We start from the raw sequence: 19,620 nt of genomic DNA, 5'->3' as shown, positions 1-19,620 counted from the left end.
TTTCACAGGACCGGATGGCTCTTTAGGATTCAATAAGTTATTTAAAATTCAAGAGGTTCTGATACCATATTCCGGTTTATCCAACCACTCTGATGTTATAGGCTTCAGTTCCCTTTTTTCCTTCTCCAATTTCAAATTCAACGATTTGACCTGCTTCCAGAGATTTTTCTGAAGATAGTATTTTGGAAAAGTGGTAAAAAATTTCTTTTCCGCCATCCTCCGGTGTGATGAAGCCAAACCCTTTGGCTGAGTTAAACATTTTCACTGTTCCTTTTTTCATAGTTCTTTTTTTTAATTAAAGGATAAATATAATGATTTCAACAATTCAATTTGAAAATACAAACACAAAATCGCTATTTAATGGAGTAAAACTCAATCATAATAAGAAAAATACATCATTACTAACAGCATATGATATAATTTTTTATATTTACAGCGTACAAACATAAAACAAACCAATAAAAGTATTACAACATGAAAAATTTACGCAACAACAAACTTTCAAGAGAACAATTAAAAGGAATTAACGGAAACGGTATTATTATCGGATGTTCCAATGAATGTTGCCCTACTGACGGAAGACCGAGATGTCCAAGGTTAATCTGCCCTGCTGTGGTGTGTCCTCAGTATGTATAAACAGGGGCCATTATTTATGGACGTAAAAATAAAAACAGAATGCAGATGCATTCTGTTTTGTTATTTAAGATAGGTTTCGTAAAGGTCTTTTCTTCGGTCTTTCATGACCTGGACAGAGCCGTTATGATGAAGGTCTTTCAATAAATTCAAATCTACATCTACGATTAAAGTCATCTCTGTATTGGGTGTTGCTTCCCCTTTCACCGCATTGGATGGAAAAGCGAAATCTGAAGGGGTAAATACAGCAGCCTGTCCAAACTGAATATCCATATTGTTAACTTTCGGAAGGTTTCCCACACAGCCTGCAATAGCCACATAACATTCATTTTCTATCGCTCTTGCCGCCGCACAGTGGCGCACTCTCATATAAGCATTCTGAGTGTCTGTCAGGTAAGGGACAAATAGTATTTTCATGCCCTGATCTGCCAGAATTCTCGGTAATTCAGGGAATTCCACGTCATAGCAGATAACGAGTCCTATTTTCCCGCAATCGGTATCGAAAACCTTTATTTCGCTGCCTCCTTTCATTCCATAATACCGCTTTTCATTTGGGGTAATATGGATCTTTCTGTATTCATCGATGCGGCCGTCACGGTGAAGCAGGTAACTTACATTGTACAGGTCATTGTTTTCAAAAACAGGCATGCTTCCGGAAATAATATTCACGTTATAGCTGATAGCCAGTTCTGAAATTCTTTCTTTGATCTGCTCGGTAAGCTTAGCAAGCTCTATCATACTGTCTCTCTCTGAAAGGCTGTTGAAAGGTGCCAGCAAAGGAGTATTGAACAATTCCGGGAAAAGCACAAAATCTGATTTATAGTCTCCCATTACATTGACAAAAAATTCTACCTGCTCATAGAAGGCTTCTATATTCACGAATGTCCTCATCTGCCATTGTACCAGTCCCAGACGGATAATACTATCCTGCATGGTATTGGGGTTTTTGCTGTAATAAATATTATTCCACTGTAAAAGAACAGCATTTTCTCTTGATGCTTCATCTTCGGGGAGATATTTTTTCAGGACTCTGATCGGCAGAAAATTATTAGAAAGCTGAAAAGACAATACCGGGTCATAAATCTCTTTATCTCTTACTCTTCGTATATATTCTCTTGGAGAGAGCTCGTGGCTGTATTTATGATAATTCGGGATTCTGCCGCCTAGAATAATGGATTTTAAGTTTAATAATTCACATAATTCTTTCCTGGCATCATATAATCTTCTTCCCAAACGCAGTTCACGGAATTCGGGATCTACAAAAACTTCTATACCGTATAAAACGTTTCCTGTGGATGAGTGGGTATTGAATGTATAGTTCCCTGTAATATCAACGTAGGTATGGTCATCTCCAAACTCTTCATAATTTACAATAATAGAGAGGGCCACAGCAGCTAGTTTTCCGTCTACAGTAATACATATTTGTCCATTAGGGAATATTCTTGTCAGTTTTTCAATACTTTTTTTGGACCATATGGATTCCGACATTTGCGGATAGGCCCTTTTCATCGTTTGTGCCAGTTCATCATAATCCTGAACAGTCAGGGGTCTTGTTTCTATTTGCATTTGATGTAATTTTACTTAAATTTAGGAAAAAAAGATAGAACACTAAGGTTTACCCATGAAAATAGATATAAAAACTCCCTTATGAATCATTTCATAAAGGAGTTAATTGATAGACTGAATACTCTTATTTTTTCTACCTCTGAGGTTTATTTCTGAGGTGTAATTTCCCTGATAATTTCATATTGTCCGTTAAAATAATCTAATTTACATTCATACAGCTTCTTTTTGCCTTTTGCAATCAAAGCTCCTACTACTCCGCCCACTACACCGCCGATCATGCCTCCTGTAATTCCGAATACAAACTGTCTTTCACCTGTTGGAGAACCATTTATTCTTGAAATAAAATAAAAATCATCTGCCGTTTTTCTCATGGGATACAGCTCATCTTCACACATCACAAACGCTTTTCCCTGATAAACGACAGCATAGGAATCTGATTTGGCATTTTTTTTCTTCCCTTTATCATCAATATATGTTGCTTTCGTGATCATCCCCTGATTGACCTGTATTTCATCAATGGGTCTATCAGGGATCTGTTTACTGAAAGAGGTATAATTCCTATATACTCCGTCAACCAGTTTGGAATGGGTATACAAAGGCAATTGGGACTTTGCTATTTTATCATACTGATCGATATCTTCCAGTGTGTACATCCTATTTTCAGCAGGGTTTGCTGATGCTGCTTCAAATACCGTTTTACGAAGATAATCCAACGACTGTTTTTCCAGCTCTTTTGTAACATCCATTTTAAATAAAACCATGGTAGTATCAATCTTCTTTACAAGCTGATACTGGTTTTCCTTACCTCCGAAGATCAACGCTCTGAAGTTAAAATATCCATACTGCACCATATCAATGGTTACCTCCAGGTAATTCATATCCCGCAGTTGAATCAACATTTCCTGATCTTTGGCTGAAGAAGCCTCGATCCCTTTATGAAACATATCAGATAATTGTTTTTCAAGGCTCGGACTGAATTTGATTTTGGCTTTTCTGTCAGACAATCCTTTTTTAACGATTCCAAAGTCTTCCGGATCGTTTCTCACGTCCTGAAGCTTAATGTTGTTGTAATGGGAGCCCGATATTCTCTGCTCCGGATCCGGCAAACTTAATTCTTCAGAGAGATATTTTTTAGATTGAGCAAAAACAGAAGTTATTGTTAAAAACAATAATAAAATGAATGTATTTCTCATATATAATCGTATATAAATCATGTTGAAACTTCTCATTGATTAAAAAGAAGGAGTTCATTTTGATTTGTAGTTCAGTGGTTATTTTTCTGCTAAATAAGCATTTTTTTTATAAATAATAAAATATTCAAAAAAATCCCACCCGGAAGGGCAGGATTATATTTTAAATTCAAGTCAGGATTACTCCCACTCAATCGTTGCAGGCGGCTTGCTTGAAATATCGTAAGCTACTCTGTTGATTCCTCTTACCTCGTTGATAATTCTGCTGGAAACAGTATCTAAGAATTCGTAAGGCAATCTGCTCCACGTTGCCGTCATAAAGTCGATGGTGTTGGCAGAACGAACTACAGCAGTATACTCGTAAGTTCTTTCGTCTCCCATTACTCCTACTGATTTTACAGGAAGAAGGACTACGAATGCCTGAGACACTTTTTCGTAAAGATCATTTTTATATAATTCTTCGATGAAAATATCATCTGCTTCCTGAAGGATTCTCACTTTTTCAGCATCTACAGCGCCCAATACTCTGATCCCAAGTCCAGGACCCGGGAAAGGGTGTCTGTATACCAAATGGTGAGGAATACCCAGTTCTTCTCCTACTCTTCTTACCTCATCTTTGAAAAGTTCTCTTAAGGGCTCTAATAATTCGAATTCCATATCTTCAGGAAGTCCTCCCACATTGTGGTGAGACTTAATTACTGCAGATGGTCCGTTTACAGACTGGCTTTCGATAACATCAGGATAAATGGTACCCTGAGCTAAGAATTTAGCCCCTTCAATTTTATGAGATTCTTCGTCAAATACATGGATAAACTCGTTTCCGATGATCTTTCTCTTTGCTTCAGGATCATCAACACCAGCTAATTTTGTAAGGAATCTTTCTTGAGCATCCACCATTTTGATGTTCATATGGAAATGCTCTCCATATTGATCCATTACTTTCTTGCCTTCATCCTTTCTCAATAATCCCGTATCTACGAAGATACAAGTCAGCTGATCACCGATTGCTTTGTGGATCAAAACAGCCGCTACAGAAGAGTCAACTCCTCCGGAAAGTCCAAGGATTACTTTATGGTCTCCTACTTTCTCACGGATTTCTTCAACTGTTTTTTCGATATAGTTCGTCAGTTTCCAGTTTTTCTCTGCGTTACAGATGGCAAAAACGAAGTTTTCCAGCATTTTTCCGCCTTCTTCCGTATGGGAAACTTCAGGGTGAAACTGAACACAGTAGATTTTTCTGTCTTCATTGGAAATGGAAGCAACCACTCCTGATTTTGCATTTAATTCAAATCCTGCAGGAAGCTCCCCTACTTCATCAAAGTGGCTCATCCAAACGACAGAATTTTGAGTCACTCCTTTCAGTAAAGAGCTTTCTTTGATGATGTCAAGGTTGGCTTTACCATATTCTCCTTTCTCTCCTTTATTTACTTTTCCTCCTAAAAGGTGAGCAGTCATCTGCATTCCGTAGCAGATTCCCAAAACAGGAACTCTCTGCTCGTATAATTCTTTTTCAACCAGATGGGCATTTTCTGCGTTCACAGAGCTCGGTCCTCCGGAAAGGATGATTCCTTTGGGCTGTTTTGCTAAAATATCTTGTAAAGGTGTATTGTAAGGTAAGATCTCAGAATATACCCCCATCTCACGGATTCTTCTTCCGATAAGCTGGTTGTACTGGGATCCGAAATCTAAAATAATAATACCGTTGTTCATTTTTGATGATTGATAAATGATGATTATTTAACTGTTTTACAAAAAAAGACTTGGAATGTCTCCAAATCTTTTTTCGTGATTTTTATTAAAACTTTCCGATGTCTTCTCTGTAGAAGCCGTAATCGAAATGTACATGTCCGGCATCTTCATAAACTTTCTTGCGGGCATCTTCATAAGTAGCTCCTGTAGCCACCACATTCAGTACTCTGCCTCCGTTGGAAACTACTTTATCTCCTTTTCTGACAGCGCCTGCATATAATAATTTACTGTGCTTTAATTTCTCTTCTCCTACAATTTCAAAACCGGTTTCGAAATTTCTCGGATATCCTCCGGAACACATTACAAGACAAACTGCTTTTTCGTCTTTAAACTTAAGCTCAATGTCTTTTCCTTCCATACAATCCTGGATGACATCCAAAAGATTGTTTTCCATAAGCGCCATCAGCACCTGAGTTTCAGGATCTCCGAATCTCATATTGTATTCAAGAAGGTAAGCTCCGTTTTTCGTCACCATTAATCCGAAGAAAATGATTCCTTTAAATCCGAAACCTTCTGCTTTAAGGCCTTTCACTGTAGGTTCCAGGATATTTTTCTCGAAATCCGCATAATGTTCCTGAGTAAATTCAGGACTTGGTGCCACCGAACCCATACCTCCTGTATTGGGTCCTGCATCTCCATTTCCTGCTTTTTTATAATCTTTCGCTGCAATACATGGGAAAAGTTTTTCACCATTAGAGAAAGCAATGATAGAAGCTTCAAAACCTTGCAAATATTCTTCAATAACTAAACGGATACCTGCGTCTCCATAAATCCTTCTGATCATGAAGTCATGGATCGTAGCTTCTGCTTCTTCAAGGTTATCACAGATGACAACTCCTTTTCCGCCTGCTAAACCGCTAGCTTTGATTACTAAAGGATACTGTTGTTTCTGTACATATTCTTTAGCATCATTATATGAATCAAATACTACAGCTTTAGCTGTTTTGATATCATAGGTCTGCATAAATTTCTTAGAGAAAGCTTTACTTCCTTCCAAGCTTGCCACTTTTTGAGTAGGACCGAAAACTTTAAGATCATGCTGCTTAAACTCATCCTTGATACCTGCTACAAGCGGTGCCTCAGGACCTACAATCGTCAAGTCAACTTTTTCTTTAATAGCGAAATCTCTAAGTTCTTTGATTTCTGATAAATGAACATTTTTCCCTATTACATCGGTAGTCGCATTCCCGTTAGCAAAAAACATTTTAGAAATTCTAGGGTCATTCTGAAGTTTTGCCGCTAAAGCAGATTCTCTACCGCCTTCACCTATGATTAATATTCTCATACTTTATTTATTATCTAGTCTAATTTACAAATATATAATTTTGAATGCTATAAATACAATCCCTAATTATTTTTTAATTCTATTTTAATTAGTGTAAAAAGTGTCTCACCCCTGTAAACATCATAGGGATACCGTGCTCATTCGCAGCTTCTACACTGTCCTGATCTTTCACGCTTCCACCTGGCTGAATAATTGCTTTGATACCTTCCTGAGCGCAGAAATCTACAACATCACGGAAAGGGAAAAATGCATCGGAAGCCAATACTAAATCTCCTGAGAACTTTTCTTTTGCTCTTTCAATAGCCTGTTGTGTTGCCCAGATTCTGTTTACCTGTCCGCCTCCGATTCCGAAAGCCTGAATACCGTTTGAAACAACGACAGCGTTTGACTTCACGTATTTTACCACTCTCTGTGAGAAAAGCAATGCTTTTTTCTGCTCTTCTGTAGGTTGTACTTCTGTAACCACCTTGATATCATCTGAGAAATGCGTATCATTATCCTGAACCAGGATACCACCGTCAATCTTCACCCAAGTCTGTTGATCAGAAACAGGGTTTACAATCTTGATGATTCTTAAGTTTTTCTTTTTTCTTAAAATTTCCAGTGCTTCTTCATCAAAATCAGGAGCCATTACAATTTCAAGGAATGTTTTGTTCAGTTCTTCAGCAGTTGCAGCATCGATCTTGTAGTTCATAGCAACAATTCCGCCAAAGATGGAAACAGGATCACATTCAAAAGTTTTCTGGTAAGTTTCCAGCGCTGAAGTTCCGATAGCCACGCCGCAAGGTGTGGAGTGTTTTACTGCACAACATGCCATTTCTTCTTTGAACTCAGTAACCACTTTCCAGCACAGATCCATATCACGAAGGTTGTTGAAAGAAAGTTCTTTACCTCCAAGCTGTTCGAAATCTTTCATCGCACCGTTCTCAAAAGTAGAAACGTAGTAAGCAGCCGTCTGGTGAGGGTTTTCACCGTATCTTAAGTCAGAAACTTTTTTATAGGATGCATTTAGATAGGCTGGATATTCCTCCTCTAAAAGCATTCTTGAGATCGCAGCATCATATGCGGAAGTAAGGTTGAAGACTTTTCCTGCAAGTTTTTTACGCGTTTGGATGTAGGTATCACCATTTTGCTCCATTTCCAGTTTCACTGTGGTATAATCTTTTACATCAGTAATTACGGTAACCGAATCAAAGTTTTTCGCTGCAGAACGAAGCATTGAAGGCCCTCCGATATCGATAAATTCTACCTTTTCGTGTAAAGAAATGTTTTTGTTTACATTTTCAAAGAAAGGATAAAGATTTACGATTACCATGTCTATCAGGCCAATTCCATGTTCCTGAACCGTTTTCATATGCTCTTCATTTGTACGAACAGCTAACAATCCACCGTGAACTTTAGGGTGTAAAGTTTTCACTCTTCCGTCCAGCATTTCAGGGAAATCAGTAACCTCATCGATCTGAATGGGATTTAAACCAGCGTCTTTCAAATGTTTGAACGTTCCTCCTGTAGAGATCAACTCATAATTCTGAGCTTCCAAAAACTGCGCGAATTCAATTAATCCGCTTTTGTCAGAAACACTGATTAAAACTCTCTTTTTACTCATTTTACTTTCAATTTTTTACTTTTTACAGCTATTTCAAACTGTATCCGGTCTTTCACCTCCGGTCTTACTTTTATTTTACTTAGATTTCTTAACTATCCCGTCAAAAATTCTTAATTTTTGACACCCTTCCAAAGGAAGGGAATTAGTTTCCCAGGACCTTATTGATCGCTACCGGAAATATTTCATATTCAATTTGGTGAACTTTCTCTGCCAGTGTTTCAGGAGTATCATCGGCTGTAACTTCAAAAGACTTTTGAAGAATAGCTTCCCCTTCGTCAATTCCCGGAGTTACAAAATGTACTGTTGCTCCACTTTCCACTTCTTTAGCTTCGATAACGGCATTGTGAACATTCATCCCCCACATCCCTTTTCCTCCGAATTTCGGAAGCAGTGCAGGATGAATATTGATGATCTTACCATTCCAGTTCTCACAAAACTCAGATTTTAAAATGGATAAAAATCCTGCCAATACGATCAGATCTGTATTTTCAGGAATTACTTTAGCCAGTTCACTGCTGAAATTTTTCCCTCTCGGAATCAGGATGTTTTCTATATGGTGATTTTTTGCTCTTTCAAGTCCGAAGCATTCTCTGTCAGCAACTACCAAACTTACTTTTGCATTCTGAATTTCTCCAGCCTCAATGGTATCAATAATTCTCTGCAGATTGGTTCCGGAGCCTGATATCAGTACAACGATGTTTTTCATTATTTAGATGTTAGATATCAGAGGTCAGACAAAAGTCTGAGTCTGAGATCTGGAGTCTTTTAAAATTTCAGGTTGATTTTCTCTTCTCCTTCAGTGATTTCTCCGATTTCGTAAGCATCATCCAACAGATGTAATACTTTTTCAGCATGTTCAGCATCTACTACGATTACCATTCCCACTCCCATATTAAAGGTTCCGAACATTTCTTCACGTGCTACTCCGCCTCTTTTCTCCAATTCAAGCATAACGCCAGGAATTCTGATTTTTGAACTGTCTATGGAAGCACATAATCCTTGAGGAATGATCCTTGGAACGTTTTCGTAAAGTCCGCCTCCTGTAATATGAGCGATTCCGCTTACCTTTACTTCTTCGAGAACTTTATGAATATCTTTATAATATAATCTGGTAGGAACTAAAAGAGTTTCATATAAAGGTTTTCCTTCAAACTCTTCTTCGAAGTCCGGGAATACTTTTCTTACTAAAGAGAATCCGTTGGAGTGGAATCCTGAGCTTGGCAACGCGATGATTTTGTTACCAGCTTTAATGGTAGACCCGTCAATGATCTGGTCTTTTTCTACGATTCCCACACAGAATCCGGCAACATCATAATCTCCCGGCTGGTACATTCCCGGCATTTCAGCAGTTTCTCCGCCGATCAATGCACAGTTGTTATCCTTACAAGCTTCCACCATTCCTAAAACGATCTCAGCTGCAATTTCAGAATCCAGCTTTCCGCAAGCCAGATAGTCTAAAAAGAATAAAGGTTTTGCACCATGACAAAGGATATCGTTGGCACACATTGCGAAACAGTCGATACCGATAGAGTCATATTTTTTAGTATCCAAAGCTACTTTCAGCTTTGTTCCCACCCCATCCGTTCCTGAAACCAGGACAGGATTTTTATAACCTCCGATCTCATAAAAAGCACCAAAACTTCCCAGATGATTCAATACATTGGAATTGTGGGTTTCACCAACTGCCTTTTTGATCTTGTCAACGGTTTTGTATCCTTCTTCTTTGTCTACTCCTGCTGATTTGTAAGTGTTGCTCATGTCTGATTAGATTTTTAGATAGTAGATTTCAGATTTCAGATGATTAATTATCTTGCATCTGACGTCTTGTGTCTTCTTATCTTTTAATATTTCAATTACTTTTATACTCGATTTTAGAAAACAAAAAAGCCGACAATCTTTGCAGATTATCGGCCGTTATTTTATCTCAGAATTTCAGAGCCCACAATTTTCCCTTTCTTGGAAAAACATTGTTTATAGGAGGTCTGAATTTTCATCTCTTTTCTTTTTGCAAAAATAGTAATTTTAAATGAATATTCAAATTCTATTTTTCAAGGATGGTTTCAATGGCTGCAATCTTCTTGATTTTTTCCTTTAATTCGCTGTTTTTCTCTTCATTGGAAATTTTTTGATCCGCTTTATCAAAGTTGTCATTGAAGAAAGGAAGTGAGAAAGTTTCTACCACATTCCCTCCGTGGAAAGGGAAACGCTTCGATGCAGCTTCTAAAACGCCTGCTCCACCTCTACCTCCCGGAGATGTAGACATCAATAACATGGGCACTTCATTCCAAACTGTTCTGTCTTTGATTCTCGATACCCAGTCGAACACATTTTTAAATGCTGTAGAGTAAGTTCCGTTATGTTCCGGTAAAGAAACCAGCAATAAGTCTGCTCCATCAATTTTGGCTGCAAAATCATGTGCTTCCTGAGGAACACCTCCGGCCAGTTCTCTTTCATGCTTATAGATCGGCATTTCAAAAGGATTCAAATCCACCACTTCTACTTCTGCATTTTCGAATAATGTTGATGCGTAAGCTACCAACTGCTTGTTCATTGAAGATTCTGAGTTACTTCCTGCGATTGCTAAAATTTTCATATGTAGGTATTTTTTTAATGGATGTGACTGTCATTTCACCGCTGCTTTTTTGCAATGGAAGTTTTTATAAATGACAATTCCACCATATTTTTAATTTTTAAGGATACAAATTTAGTTTTTTATTTAAGATAAGAGGGTAATTCCATAGGGACTTCCATCAGTAATACTTCTGTGTCTTCTACGGCTTCAATAGAAAAGCTTTGAGTATCCCAGATTCCCAGTCCGTCCCTTTCATTTAAGATACGGTCACCAACTTTGGCAGTCCCTTTTAAAACAAAGGCATATACTCCGTTTCCTTTTTTGTTGAGCATATAGTTTTTACCGTTACCTTTTTTGAAGTTGGCCAAGTTGAACCAGGCATCCTGATGAATCCAAACCCCGTCATCATTTTTATCAGGGGATAAAATCTGCTGAAAGCCATTGATCTTTTCTCCTTCTTTGATACTTTTCTGATCATATCTGGGCTCCACATCCAGTTCTCTCGGAAAAACCCAGATCTGCAGGAATTTCACCTCTTCATCTTTATTTTTATTGTATTCACTGTGCATCACTCCGGTTCCGGCACTCATCACCTGGATCTCTCCTTTTCTGATCACCGCAGTAGTACCCATTGAATCTTTATGCTCCAGATCTCCTTCCAAAGGAATGGATATGATTTCCATACCTCTGTGGGGATGTGTTCCGAATCCCATTCCCTGAGAAACGGTATCATCGTTCAATACTCTCAATACTCCGAAGTTTGTTCTGTCTCTGTTTTGGTAGTTTGCAAAACTGAATGTATGATAACTGTTCAGCCAGCCGTGGTTGGCATGGCCCCTTGAATCTGCTTTATGATATACTGTTTTCATTTCTGTGATTATTTATGGTACAAATGTACGGGATATAGGCACAGAAAAAGTTGATGTAGGTTAAGAAAGGAAATGGATCAATACAAGGCGTAAAATCGTGAAAAGTAAATTACCGGGTTGGATATGGTCAAACGCAAAGGCGCAGGGAGGATTTTCATGCCTGCTGTTTTTAAGGCGCAACGATTTTATCTGTGATAAAATTTCATTCCGGATAGTTTTTCTCACAGATTGAGCTGAGTGAACACATATAAATGAGTGCAAGCGTCTGCGTTATCTGTGAAATCTGCGAGAGATTATTATAGCCATTAAGAGAAATATATAAAGTATAGATTTTAAGTGTTGGATATGATTAAACGCAAAGGCGCAGGGAGGATTTTCATGCCTGCTGTTTTTAAGGCGCAACGATTTTAGCTGTGATAAAATTTCATTCCGGATAGTTTTTCTCACAGATTGAGCTGAGTGAACACGTATAGATGAATGTCTTTCGCGCAGGAGCTTTATTTACAATGTTTTGTTGTCTACCATAGAAATTTGTTGTGCATGATTTAGAACGGTGACTAGAAGCAAAATTATTGTCTTATAGAATTTCATTGTCGTTGTTGTATTTCGTTCTATCAGCATGACTACTAACGTTTTGCGGCGTGGCGGCGTGGGTTTTAGCACTAAAGTTTATTAGAATTACAAATGTTTGTTTTAGTACAGATGTTTCATAGAAGCACTTCAGCCACCATATTGCCAAACCGATGTTAGCGGTAGTGGTTCTTTTGTCAAAGTGTTGCAGTTATGGTTTTTGAAATATTCTGTAACTCATTTAAAGATGTCATACTTGTTAGTTTATTTACTTTTAAACGTAATATCTTATTGTCTTTCCTTGATATAATCATAAGAAAATTTTCGTCGTCGGTATGCAAAAATGCCTGGTCTCCGATTTCATTTAGTTTTTTTAATCCGGGCATATTTTCGTTTTGTCCTAAAATGTCAGAATACGCTTTTTGTGAAGAATCCACATTTTCAAATTCTTCAAGCAGGTAGTATAAATTACCTGTCTTACTTGTTTTAGGGTCTATGGTATTTGCCGTATATGTACACCTGAATTTTGTAACGCCATTTTTATTTTCAGAGGAACTTTCCGTCAGTTTTGCAGTTTGTCCTAAAATCTTTTCAGCATCTGCCTGAGCAAGACAAAATCCTGATTTTGCTGTCTCTTTCTCTTGATTTGTCAAGTTAAGGGGTTGTTGAATGTTGATTTTATTGACAGGCTGATGACAAGCAAACAATGTCGCTGATACTGTCATAAAAAAATACATTATTGTTTTCATATCGTTTAAATTTTTATTGTCATTTTTTTAAACGGTCGTCCTACCATTACCGGTAAAGTTTTGCAGATTTGCGATGGGCGGGTTTTGAAACCGAAATGTTTTCTACCCGCACAATATTAATTAGTTGCCGAACGACTGTACTCTTTTTTGCTTACATGAAAATACAACTTTCTGCGTAGCAGGCAAAATTGTAAGCAAAAAACTTATACGTCCGCCCGCCTGACGCGAACCCCGTTTTAGCGGTATTTGTTCTTGTTTGTCTATTTGAAAAGTTTGTCCTCAATGAGTTTAAGATTCTTATTTACGAAAAACATATCAGGTTCGTGCTTAATTGCTCTTACACGTATTTCAAAATTCGGGTTCGGGTCTTCTGGTTTAAGATTGTCGAACAAGATGAATCCAATACCAAATTGTCTGCAAAGCGTGTCAAGACGTGTGACGTCCTCAATTTGTGAATCGTTTGGAACAACAATGTAAGATTTATGAGAAAAGATTTTGTAAGCACAAGCTTGTCCAAATGCAGTAATTAAACCGTTGGTGTCAATTTTTATTTCACCAACAATAATTTCGGTCGGAAATTGAATTATGTCGCTCCGTTTAGATTCTCTAACACCTACAACATCAGGAGTCCCCCATTTGTCACGAAAGATATTACCACCAAGTCCGATTGCACTTGTGCATTCTTCAAGTTCATTTACTAGACAGTCAGCAAATGGTTGGTAGAAATCCTCTTCTTTAATCGTTTTCTTTTTTATTGTCTTTGTCTCAATAGTTGACTGTTGGTCAGGTTGAGTTAAAATATCTTCTTTAAATTTTAAAAGGCGAAAAACTCCTCTGTCGGGCTTATAGATTTTATCAGGATAAGTTATGTCTAAGTCCCAGGTCGCACCACTTATTGTGTTCGGATTAAAACTTGCGTTGTGTTCTAAAATTTTTCGTTTAAGGTCTGAATACCTAATACCTTCAGGTCTGTCCGTAAGAACATCAAGTGCAATTTTTCGTATTTGTCCAGTTATGGTTATGATTGTTGCCATTGTCTATTTTTTGTCTGTTCGTTTATGTTGCGATGTCGTCCTACAATTGGTACTAACGTTTTGCGGCCTTGTGCCGACACACAGATACACCTTGCTCACTTGTCAACTTTTATATAACTAAATTTTTTTTGTCCGTCTTGAACCTCAATTTTTGTAATATTCTTGATAGGTATTGAAGTCCGTATGTTTATAAACCTTGATTGAACGCCATAAACCACATTGTCGTGAATTATTACTCTGTCAAAATAAAACACCACTCTTTTCTTATTGTTAATTGTTATTCGGGTTTCAATTGATGGTCCGTTATTTAATTCAGCGTCATTTCCTTTTTTGTCGACGCACTTTATTTTATTGATCGGATTTGCTTTATACGTCGCAGTACTGCCCATAGGTCCGCTTACAACTACAGTCCGCAGTTTTGTCGAGTCGATGTCTGAGAATTAATTTATAAAATTGATGAATGCTTAAAGGAAAAGCGGGCTAAAGCCCGCTCCTATTGATGTATCAGTTTAGTATTTTTTTAATTGGAGATATATTTCAACCCTCCAACTTCTAAAATTAAAAATGCACCTGCCGGATCTCTTCTTCAATTTCCTTAGGGGTTTCATTTTCTGATTTCACAAAAATCATCGTAACTAAAGCTCCGATCAGCATACAAACACCCCCTACCACAATGTAATCCATCGCCTGTTTACCAAAAACAGAACTTACAACAGGGCCTCCAAACAAACCATTGATGATCTGCGGAATCACAATAAAGAAGTTGAATATTCCCATATAAACGCCCATTTTTCTTTGCGGAATCACTTCAATCAGCATCGCATAAGGCATTGCCAGGATACTGGCCCAGGCAAATCCAAGCCCAATCATTGAAATCCATAAATGATCAACGTTTTTAATAAAGTACATAGAGATCAGTCCTAAACCTCCGCAAAACAGTGCTAGGGCATGGGTTTGTTTTTTACCGATCCATTTGGCAATGGGTGTCAGTAAAAATGCAAACGGAATCGCCCAAAGGTTATACATTCCAAAGAGCTTCCCCGTTAAATCTCCTGCATCATTAAATGCTTTGGAGTGGGTATCTTCCGGAGAAAGTCCCATATGATGGGTAGCCAGCGCACTGGTGGTAAATACCCACATCGTAAACAGGGCAAACCATGAAAAAAACTGAACGATTCCCAGTTTTTTCATTTGTATAGGAATCTTCGCAAAATCTTTAAAAATATCTGAAAATTTAGATTCGTCCTTTTCTATTTCTTTTCCATCCTCAAACTCAGCAAATTCCTGTGGAGAATATTCCCTGGTGGTTATGATGGTATACAGAATTGATAACAGCAGCAATACGGCGCCTATATAAAAAGAATAGATCACATTATCTGCGACAAAACCTTTAGGTGCTTCATTAGAAATTCCCAGCGTTGTAAGCCAATCCGGCAGATAAGAACCGAGTACCGCACCCATTCCGATCAGAATGGTCTGCACAGAAAACCCTACCGTTCCCTGGTGTTTCGGAAGCATATCTCCTACCAAAGCTCTGAAGGGCTCCATTGCAATATTAACAGAAGCATCCATCATAGCAAGAAAAATGACAGCCAGTAAAAGTGCATTGGCAGCAAATAACCGGGTTGCAGAAGCTGCATTCGGAAGCAATACCAGCCCTATGGCACATAAAACGGCTCCAATCAGGAAATAAGGCTTTCTTCTTCCCAGCGGGCTCCATGTATTATCTCCCATATGGCCTATGATAGGCTGAACAATCAATCCTGTAATCGGAGCGACCAGCCAGAACCAGGATAATTCATGGACATCAGCTCCTAAGTTGGCAAGTATACGGCTTGCATTGCCATTCTGCAGTCCGAAAGCCATCTGGATTCCTAAGAATCCCATGCTCATATTAATAATCTGCAGCATGGATAAGTCCGGCTTTTTTCTTCTTCCCAAAGAGCCGCTCCCATACTTCCCTTCCATTACTGCCATGAAGCTTTCAATTTTTGGATTAATACATCTTCGATCGGCGCTTTTTCGGCAACCACTTTATCCACTATCTCATTCGGAACTGTCATGGAAAGCACATACTGCTTTACCTTCCAGTTTCCGTTGATTTTTTCTACAACTCCTGAACCTCTGCATATTTTCATTTGGGTATCCAGCAATTCATCAAACCAGGCCAGCTTTCCGTCTTTACTGAAATATATATTTCTCTTAAGGGCAGTAAAATTCCAGGTTCTTTTCTTATCAAAATGGGGTTTTGCCCAAACCATGAATGCTTTTTTATCCCAAACCTCAGCAGCATCTGTTCCAATAAACGTAGATTCATCCGCAAAGTAACTGAAATAGGTATTATAATCAGCTTTAGCCGCTGCTGTATTGAATGCATCAAGCATGGTACTGATTTCGGCCTTTTCTTTTTCAAATCCTTTTTGTGACTGTGCTGAAAGTAACGAACATCCAAACAGGAAAAGGATCAGTGTATGGACCGTTATTAATTTTTTCATATAGGGTAATTATTTTTTAAGTTCGATAATAAGAGGAGTCTTGGCAGGGATCACCATATTATTCTGTAGGGGCAATTCTTTTCCAGAAATGACATCTTTTCCTTTTGAAAATCCGTTCAGTGCTTCTTCAAAACGCTTTAAATCTAATGTATAATCTTTTTCATTATTGTTAAGGACTACCATTACGCTTTCTTTTTCATTATATCTAAAGTAGGTAAAAATACCATCCTGAGGAACGAAATTTTTAGTTTTTCCGGAGTGGATCACCTCCTTTCCTTTTCGCCAGTTCAATAATTTTTGGGTAAACTGAAAGAATTCCTTTTGTTCCGGGGTCTGTGCTAAGGGATCAAACGCATTTTGTGGATCCGACTTCCATCCTCCCGGAAAGTCTCTTCGTATATCCGCATCTCCACCTTTGTTTTTATCGCCGCGCATTCCTATTTCTGAACCGTAGTAAATCTGTGGAATTCCACGGACTGTTGAGATCAGGGCAAGACCCATTTTGTAGGCTTTGGGATCTGCATTAAAGATTTCATTCCATCTTTCAGTATCGTGATTTTCGAAGAATACGAGTATATTATTGATATCCGGGTATAGAAAATCACTGGTAAAGGAATCATAGATTTTCACCAGGCCTGTATTCCAGCCTTCTTTTTCCTTAAACGCTTTAGGCATATCCCCGAACAACATAAAGTCCATTACAGACGGCAGATTGGAGTTGTATCCTGCCGCTTCTCCTGTTTTTGAATTTTTCTGCCAGGCCGAAATCTGCCCTGCTGTATACAGCCAGGTCTCTCCTACAATATTAAACTTCGGGTATTCATCGGTAATTGATTGGGCCCATTTTGCCATAGCTTCTTTATCATTATAGGGATAGGTGTCTACACGGAAGCCGCCTAACTGGGCATATTCAATCCACCAGATTGCATTTTGGGTCAAGTATTTTAAAACCAATGGATTTTTTTGGTTGATATCCGGCATCGTTTTATCAAACCATCCGTCTAAGGCATATTTTTTATCAATATCCGAAGCATTGGTATCGAACTGGGTAGTCGTTTTATAGTTAGACCGTTTAAAACCTTCATCCCCGTCATTAAACCAATGTATCCAGTCTTTGGCAGGAAGGTCTTTGATCATCCAGTGTGAAGTTCCCCAGTGATTCGTTACATAGTCCATTACCAGTTTCATATTTCTTTTATTGAGCTGCTGGGAGAGTATTTTATAGTCTTCATTGGTACCGTAGCGGCCATCGATTTTATACAGATCAGTCTGGGCATATCCGTGATAGGAATACACCTTTTCATTATCCTCATTTACCGGAGTCAGCCAAACGGCTGTAGCTCCAAGGTTTTGAATATAATCGAGATTATTGATGATGCCCTGAAGATCCCCGCCATGCCTCCCGTTGGGTAAATTGCGGTCGGCTTTTTCGGTAAGTTCCGGTTTGGAATCATTCTTCTCATTTCCATTGGCAAAACGATCCGGCATTATCAGATACATGACATCTTTTGAGGTAAAAGATTCGCGGTCTGCAGATCCCGGTTCCCGCTGTTTCAGTTCGTAAGTATAAGAACCCAGATTCTTACGTCCTTTTTTAATATGGATGGTGAACCTGGGAATGTTTATTTCATGGGTATTGACGGTGACGAAAACATAATTTGGGTTTTCTACTTTCTGAATATCCTTGATCTGTATTCCATCTGAAAGAGAGATCTCATTATTGGCAATTCCTTTTCCGTAGACCATGATCTGCAGCTCAGGATTTTTCATTCCTTTCCACCAGAAAGCAGGTTCTACTTTTTCCAGCATTTTTGATTGAGAAAAAGCCATTGAAGCTGCTGAAAGGGCAAAAAATAAGTATATTTTTTTCATAACTACTGTAAGCTTTCAATTAATAGCCCGGTGCGCATTATGAATTACAAGTAATAAAGCTGTTCATTATTCTGAAAACCAGCAAGTTACCATTTTAACACAACCGTTTAACTATGAACAACTTAGGAGCAAATTACGAAAAAAATTCAACAGTTATTACAAAATAATGGCCAGAATCTACATTTTCAGGCCTGTTTCTGCTATTAATACATTTCCTGTCACAGAAGCGGAGCATCTTATGTTTCATGAAAATTACGATGAGTCTGCAGTTCAAAAACGAATCTTCTATTGAAAATATAGCAGCCTTTAACTATTATCATTTCAATTTATTATAAAAAAATTGCATAAAAATAAAATTTAATGTAAAAAATAAACTTTCAACCCCTTTTATTTTTAGTTTTACAGAAAAAATGTTTGATTTTAATAAAATCTTCGTGACCGATGGTCCAGACATTGTTTATACATGGACCATCCCTTTATTTGCCGCTATTATTTTTATAGAAATGGCCTATAGTCATTTTAATAAAGAAAAACTTTATGAAACTAAGGATGTGGCGACCAATGTTCTTTTTGCTCTTCTTAACTATGGGCTGGACATTATCATGAAGGGTTTTTCTATGTTTGTCATGATGTTTTTTTATCATCACCGCCTTTTCGACTGGGAATTCGGAATCTGGTATTGGATCGCTGTATTTCTTGCCCAGGACCTTGCTTATTATGTTCACCACTATGTAGATCATCATTCCCGTATCTTCTGGGCAGTCCACATTACCCATCATAATTCTGATTACTTCAATATCAGTACAGGATTTAGAAGCCCCGTATTCCAGCCTCTGTACAGGTATCTGTTTTTTTCTCCTTTGGCGTTGATAGGATTCAACCCATGGCATATTATGGTGGCTTATTCCGCTATACAAATTTATGGAACGTTTGTGCATACCCAGTCTATTAAAAGCATGGGGTTTTTAGAATATATTTTGGTGACCCCTTCACATCATCGTGTGCACCATGCCTGTAATATCAAATATCTGGACCGTAATATGGGAATGGGTCTAATTATCTGGGATAAGATCTTCGGAACATTCCAGAAGGAGGATCCCGAAGTTCCTGTTAAATACGGAGTCTACCCGAAAATAAAATCTAAAGATCCCGCCACCATGCTTTTCTATGAATGGAGAAGAATAGGAAAAGATATCAGACAGCCGGGGATTTCTTTCAAAGACCGCACAAAATATCTTTTTTATCCTCCCGGATGGAAACATGACGGCACCGGAAAAACAGTAAGACAGTATCAAAAGGAATATCAGGAAAAAATAAAAAAGGAGCAACTGTCTGAGAATGTAGAAATTTCAACTCCTGAATATCATCCAAATTAGAATATCAATCTAACTCCATCATCCAGAAAAAAATACCCCGGTCATTGAAGATAC

Annotated in this window: 17 protein-coding genes; 2 read left to right on the top strand and 15 right to left on the bottom strand. The window is 38.0% G+C overall.

Annotation, left to right across the window (positions count from 1 at the left end; genetic code table 11):
• Positions 1–76: 76 nt before the first annotated feature.
• Positions 77–280 (bottom strand): cold-shock protein, encoded by a 204-nt coding sequence (locus tag MUW56_RS18515; protein WP_292014575.1) that lies wholly within the window; start codon positions 278–280, stop codon positions 77–79.
• Between the two features lie 194 nt (positions 281–474).
• Between MUW56_RS18515 and MUW56_RS18510 the strand changes: the two genes are divergently transcribed.
• Positions 475–636 carry a hypothetical protein gene (locus MUW56_RS18510; protein ID WP_292014574.1) on the top strand — a complete coding sequence of 54 codons (162 nt, stop codon included), beginning with the start codon at positions 475–477 and terminating at the stop codon, positions 634–636.
• Positions 637–696: 60 nt separating this feature from the next.
• Here the strand turns inward: MUW56_RS18510 and MUW56_RS18505 are convergent, their stop codons facing one another.
• The 14 genes from MUW56_RS18505 to MUW56_RS18440 all read right to left on the bottom strand — a co-directional run bounded on the left by MUW56_RS18505 (position 697) and on the right by MUW56_RS18440 (position 18,190).
• The gene (locus MUW56_RS18505) at positions 697–2,199 is read right to left on the bottom strand and encodes a carbon-nitrogen hydrolase family protein (protein ID WP_292014573.1); all 1,503 of its coding nucleotides are present in this window, start codon (positions 2,197–2,199) and stop codon (positions 697–699) included.
• 146 nt (positions 2,200–2,345) lie between these two features.
• Entirely contained in the window at positions 2,346–3,392 is a 1,047-nt protein-coding gene (locus tag MUW56_RS18500) for a hypothetical protein (protein WP_292014572.1), read from the bottom strand.
• Between the two features lie 177 nt (positions 3,393–3,569).
• Positions 3,570–5,126, bottom strand: coding sequence for a glutamine-hydrolyzing GMP synthase (gene guaA / locus MUW56_RS18495; protein WP_367118569.1), 1,557 nt, complete (start codon positions 5,124–5,126; stop codon positions 3,570–3,572).
• Positions 5,127–5,184: 58 nt separating this feature from the next.
• Positions 5,185–6,423, bottom strand: a complete 1,239-nt coding sequence (gene purD / locus MUW56_RS18490; protein ID WP_292014570.1) for a phosphoribosylamine--glycine ligase — start codon at positions 6,421–6,423, stop codon at positions 5,185–5,187.
• Between the two features lie 88 nt (positions 6,424–6,511).
• Positions 6,512–8,029, bottom strand: a complete 1,518-nt coding sequence (gene purH, locus MUW56_RS18485; RefSeq protein WP_292014569.1) for a bifunctional phosphoribosylaminoimidazolecarboxamide formyltransferase/IMP cyclohydrolase — start codon at positions 8,027–8,029, stop codon at positions 6,512–6,514.
• 142 nt (positions 8,030–8,171) lie between these two features.
• Positions 8,172–8,735, bottom strand: coding sequence for a phosphoribosylglycinamide formyltransferase (purN, locus tag MUW56_RS18480; RefSeq protein ID WP_292014568.1), 564 nt, complete (start codon positions 8,733–8,735; stop codon positions 8,172–8,174).
• Between the two features lie 59 nt (positions 8,736–8,794).
• A complete protein-coding gene (gene purM, locus MUW56_RS18475; protein ID WP_292014567.1) occupies positions 8,795–9,787 on the bottom strand; it encodes a phosphoribosylformylglycinamidine cyclo-ligase in 993 nt (330 codons plus the stop codon).
• A 283-nt stretch (positions 9,788–10,070) separates the two neighbouring features.
• Positions 10,071–10,622 carry an NADPH-dependent FMN reductase gene (locus tag MUW56_RS18470; protein ID WP_292014566.1) on the bottom strand — a complete coding sequence of 184 codons (552 nt, stop codon included), beginning with the start codon at positions 10,620–10,622 and terminating at the stop codon, positions 10,071–10,073.
• Between the two features lie 119 nt (positions 10,623–10,741).
• A complete protein-coding gene (locus MUW56_RS18465) occupies positions 10,742–11,470 on the bottom strand; it encodes a pirin family protein (protein ID WP_292014565.1) in 729 nt (242 codons plus the stop codon).
• Positions 11,471–12,237: 767 nt separating this feature from the next.
• Positions 12,238–12,789: a hypothetical protein gene (locus tag MUW56_RS18460; protein ID WP_292014564.1), complete on the bottom strand. Its 552-nt coding sequence runs from the start codon at positions 12,787–12,789 to the stop codon at positions 12,238–12,240.
• A gap of 260 nt (positions 12,790–13,049) precedes the next feature.
• Entirely contained in the window at positions 13,050–13,823 is a 774-nt protein-coding gene (locus tag MUW56_RS18455; protein WP_292014563.1) for a hypothetical protein, read from the bottom strand.
• 558 nt (positions 13,824–14,381) lie between these two features.
• Entirely contained in the window at positions 14,382–15,800 is a 1,419-nt protein-coding gene (locus MUW56_RS18450; protein WP_292014562.1) for an MFS transporter, read from the bottom strand.
• Positions 15,791–16,318: a nuclear transport factor 2 family protein gene (locus MUW56_RS18445; RefSeq protein WP_292014561.1), complete on the bottom strand. Its 528-nt coding sequence runs from the start codon at positions 16,316–16,318 to the stop codon at positions 15,791–15,793. Before MUW56_RS18445 ends, MUW56_RS18450 begins: the two co-directional genes overlap by 10 nt.
• 9 nt (positions 16,319–16,327) lie before the next feature.
• Complete coding sequence (locus tag MUW56_RS18440; RefSeq protein WP_292014560.1) at positions 16,328–18,190, bottom strand: glycoside hydrolase family 13 protein; 1,863 nt, start codon at positions 18,188–18,190, stop codon at positions 16,328–16,330.
• A gap of 410 nt (positions 18,191–18,600) precedes the next feature.
• Between MUW56_RS18440 and MUW56_RS18435 the strand changes: the two genes are divergently transcribed.
• Positions 18,601–19,566: a sterol desaturase family protein gene (locus tag MUW56_RS18435; RefSeq protein ID WP_292014559.1), complete on the top strand. Its 966-nt coding sequence runs from the start codon at positions 18,601–18,603 to the stop codon at positions 19,564–19,566.
• Positions 19,567–19,620: the final 54 nt, after the last annotated feature.

It is taken from the genome of Chryseobacterium sp., from assembly GCF_022869225.1.
Classification (GTDB): domain Bacteria; phylum Bacteroidota; class Bacteroidia; order Flavobacteriales; family Weeksellaceae; genus Chryseobacterium.
The sequence above is the reverse complement of the archived record's forward strand: the minus strand, read 5'-3'. Positions and strand labels throughout refer to the sequence as shown.